The sequence below is a fragment of the Terriglobales bacterium genome, assembly GCA_035764005.1.
Lineage (GTDB): Bacteria > Acidobacteriota > Terriglobia > Terriglobales > Acidobacteriaceae > Gp1-AA112.
This window is the reverse complement of the sequence record DASTZZ010000026.1, coordinates 1-4211: the sequence shown is the minus strand read 5'-3', so window position 1 is coordinate 4211 and position 4211 is coordinate 1. Positions and strand designations below refer to the sequence as shown.

2 protein-coding genes and 1 tRNA gene are annotated in these 4211 nt (G+C 57.0%); 2 read left to right on the top strand and 1 reads right to left on the bottom strand.

Translation table 11 applies throughout. The features are described from left to right. On the bottom strand, nt 1–1928 hold a 1928-nt coding region (locus VFU50_04850), incomplete at its 3' end, for an ABC transporter ATP-binding protein (GenBank protein HEU5232166.1). Nucleotides 1929–2691: 763 nt separating this feature from the next. On the opposite strand from VFU50_04850, the gene VFU50_04845 reads away from it, so the two are divergent. Further along, nucleotides 2692–3960 (top strand): nucleotide sugar dehydrogenase, encoded by a 1269-nt coding sequence (locus VFU50_04845; GenBank protein ID HEU5232165.1) that lies wholly within the window; start codon nt 2692–2694, stop codon nt 3958–3960. A 112-nt stretch (nt 3961–4072) separates the two neighbouring features. Further along, nucleotides 4073–4148, top strand: a tRNA-Ala gene (locus VFU50_04840). Nucleotides 4149–4211 lie beyond the last annotated feature (63 nt).

The window sequence follows — 4211 nt, the reverse complement described above, 5'->3', positions numbered from 1 at the left end:
ACTTCGTAGAGTTCTTCGAACGAGCTGGCGCAGGCTTCGAGTTGCGACTGCCCTGGAGCGAGTCCTTCAGCGTCGCGCAGGACGAAGAACTTGGTACAGAGGCGGCGCACTGTGGACAGACGGTGCGTGATGATTAGCGCGCCCATCTCCTCGCCGAGTACTTCTTCCAGGCCCTTCTGCACGGCTTTTTCTATCGTCGCGTCGAGCGAGGCTGTAGCTTCATCAACCACCATGAACACAGGCTTGCGCATGGCTGCCGCGCCGATCATCAGGCGCTGCTGCTCGCCGCCGGAGAGTTCAATCCCGTGGCGGCCTACGCGCGTATCGAGTCCGTCGGTGAGGCGGTCACCGAAGTCGATCTTGAGCTTGCGCATGATCTCCCAGAGTTCTTCGTCGGGAACGCGCGCCGGCTCGTCGGTGAAGCGGTAGAGCAGGTTGTCACGAACAGTGCCATCGAAGACCTGCGCCTGCTGCGGCACGTAGGCGATCATGTTCAGCCACGATGCGAGCCGGATATCGCGCAGGTCGTGGCCGTCGATCAGGATCGAGCCGGAGGTTGGATCCATGTAGCGCATGAGAAGGCGCATGATCGTGGTCTTCCCTGCTCCGGATGGTCCGATCAGCGCGGCTTTCTCGCCTGGCTCGATCGTTAGGCTCACGTTGTTGAGGATCGGCAGCGGGCGACGCGCCTTGCGCGGGACCCATTCGCTACCGCGAACGGTACTGACCGGCTGGTCGTCTGCCTCGCGACCTTGAGCACCGGCATACTGTGGGCCAGCAATCACGAGGCCTGGAAGATCGCGCTTTTCCATTGAGTAGGCGTATGAGACGTTGCGCATCTCGATGCGCATACCGTTCTTTCGTTCCAACTCGATCGCATTCGGCTTGTCGGTGACATCGGGCGGAACGGTGAGCGTGAGCATGGCCGTGCGGATTGCGGGCATGTTCCAGTTGATCTGGTGCTCGATGTGGCCGATCTGCCAGATGCTTTCGCTCACTTTGGTCGCATACATAAGGAGCGGAACAAAGACGCCGTTCGACCAGTCACCTTCCCAGATTCGCCACGCGCCATAGGCGAGCGTGCCCAGGAGGACGAAACGGTTGGAGTACCCGCGCCATGTGACTTTGCCGATGAACCAGAGCCAGAATTTGCGTTCTTCGCCGAGGCACTTCACGAAAGAGCGGTACTGGTAGTCGATCTCCGCAGGCTCTTTGGCACAGGTCTTTACGCGTTCAATCTTTTCCCATCGCTCGTGCTCCCAGCGATTGATGCGGCGGAATTCCTTGTCGAAGGGGACACACTTCTCCGAAATATTTCGGTTCAAATAGACCAACCACACGAGATAGCTCGCCAGCAGCACGGTCATAAAGAAGCCGGCAGTCGGAACTCGTAGCCACAGCAGCGTGAGCGCCACTGTGAGCGAGATCACCGCCGACGAGCCTTCGAACGTAAGCATGTTTTCGAGTTGCTCGATGCGTCCTTTGCCGCGCTCGATGTTGGCGGTATTGAGATACGAGCTCTCCTGCTGATGCTGTCCCATGCTCTTCTCGAAGAAGAGCTCATTCATGCGCCGCTTGAGCTGCGTGAGATTGAGTCCGGTCGCGTACTCGCGCGCGATCATCTGCAGGCGGTCGAAGTACCCGTACACGAGGACGCACACCGCCATACCCGCGAAGCTCATCTTGATCGCGTGTGCATCGTGGTGAATTAGGCCGTCGACGAGATACTTCGCCAGCCAGGCAATGCCATTCAGCGCCGTAACCGAGATCGCGAGCGCGATGAGCATGCGGCGTGTCCAATGCCGGCTCTCGGCGGTGATGAATTCGCGATAGACCCAACGCGCAACCGCAAAGCTCTCCTTCATTTCGTGGAGGTACTCGCGCCAGTCGCGGGAGATCTTTCGCGTGTCTTGGGGATCGATGATCACGAGAGTTCCTGATTAGATGATTCCCGAAAGAAAAGGACGTGGCAATCGGAGGGACAGCTGAGAAATCGGGCTGCTAAGCTTATGAGCTTCTTAGCTGCTGAGCTACTGCAATCAAGACCTCTGCTACGTGTTGGTTGAGCCGCTAAGCCGCGGAGCTGGTGACGGAAACCCTGACTGAAGGATCCACAAGTTGAGTCCCGGATCAGTTGTTGCTTGAGGAAATGTCCCAAGAGCCGATCAGATGCTTCGCAGTGGAGGTCTTAACTCGTTGCGGACTTTAGTGAACGAAGTTCACTATAACACGAATTAAAAGCGAAAGTCAAGTCTTGGTTCCGGCCCGTGCGGAGAATTGCGATAGATGCGGAGAATTGCGACACATTCGGATTCGCTAACCGTAACAGATCCTGTGAACAGCTTCGCTGTTATTACGCTGCTCTTCGCTGTTATCTTTCCAAGTTTTGCGAGAAATGGGCAGAAAACATCAAAGTCCAGAAATTTACGCTGTTAACTACGCTGTTAGCAGCGAAACTCGCAATCGGCCTGATTGCGCGCAGCGGCGGTCGTCAAAATCTTGTTCCGAACTTTGGTGCGCGCAGCAACGCGGCAGGAGAATGATCGGCATGTGCTTAGAAATCATCAGCATCCCCGAGTACATGACCTTTGTGCACGTTGTCAGACTGGGAAACAACGCATAAAACAAAGAGACCTCTCCCCCAGAGCGCACGCTCGATTTCCGGCTGGCCAGACCCTCTCGGAGGCAATAATGCACCACGCGGTATATGGAACCGGCTACTTGGCCACGGTCATCTCCTCGTGCCTCGCTGACTTCGGATTGCCTGTCACCTGCTTCCACGAAGATGTCCCGAAGGTCAGCTCGCTTGCCCGCGACGAAACGCCTTACTACGAGAAGAATCTGAAGGAGGTCGTACGCCGGAATGTGCGCTCCGGACGGCTGACGTTCTCGCATGATGTTGAACGCACATGCAAGCGCTCCTTGATGATCTTCATGGCGGAGGATCGTGCCGAAGGAATCGAAACCGCGGCGATGAATCTGGCGAAGTACTGCACGGATCAGCACATGCTGATCATCAGCACGCCGGTCTCGGTGGGGACGGCGTCGCGGATCGAGCACAAGATTAAGGCGAACGGATTGAAAGCTGCAATCATCTCTCATCCCGTGTTCGTCACCGACGGATGCGCCGTGGAAGACTTCAATTGGCCTGATCGTATCCTGCTCGGAACGACTTCCAATGCTGCCATTCAGGCGATGAAGATGCTGTATCGGCCGCTCGTCATGCGCGGCGTTCCGGTGATTGTGACCAATCATGAAACGGCTGAGTTGGCGCGTGAAGCTTCGACCGCCTTCCTGGCGACGAAGATTTCCTTTATCAACGAGATTGCGACCTTGTGTGAACACGTGCGCGCCGATGCCGTCGATCTGGCGCTTGCGCTCGGACTCGACAAGAAGATCGCTCCCCGCTGCCTGCAACCGGGAACGTCGTTCGGCGGTCCGTTTGTCGAAGCAGAGATGGAATCGTTGGCGCAGCTCGCCTTCGAGAATAATGTCCCGCTGAAAATCCTGAGCGCCGCCCGCGAGGTCAATCAGGGTTTGTGCGAACGCATCTTGAACAAGCTTTCCGCGGCGCTGCAGACGGTGCAAGGCAAACAGGTTGGGCTGCTCGGATTGGCTTTTAAGCCGAACTCCAACTCAGTTGTCGCCTCTACCTCCCTGCAATTGGCCAAGCAGCTAGTAAACATGGGAGCGCAGGTTCGCGCTTATGACCCAGCGGCCATCGAGGGCGCGCGCGCCGAGCTGAATGGCTCGGTCCGATATTGCGAGAATCCGTATGCTGCAGCCGAGGGAGTCGACGCACTAGTGCTGGGTACCGCGTGGTCGGAGTTCAGAAGCCTTGATTACGATCGCATCAAGCGCTCTCTAAAGCGTCCGCTGATCGTGGATACAAAGAACATTCTGGATGCAGTTCGCATGCGCTCACTGGGATTTGAGTACGTAGGCATAGGGCGAGCGTAGGTCTTCCCCGCGTACTTCTGCCCCGCGTAGTTCTTCCCCTAAGCCGCTTCCATCATTGACCGAATAGCCGCAGGCAAGCGAGAATAATCAAGTCAGTCGCCTTCCTCAAAGTGGGCCTGTGGCGCAGCTGGGAGCGCGCTTCCATGGCATGGAAGAGGTCGTCGGTTCGATCCCGACCAGGTCCACCAAACTCATCTTCACCACTGATTCTTTTCTCATGACCGGCATTCGAATCGATAAATGGCTTTGGG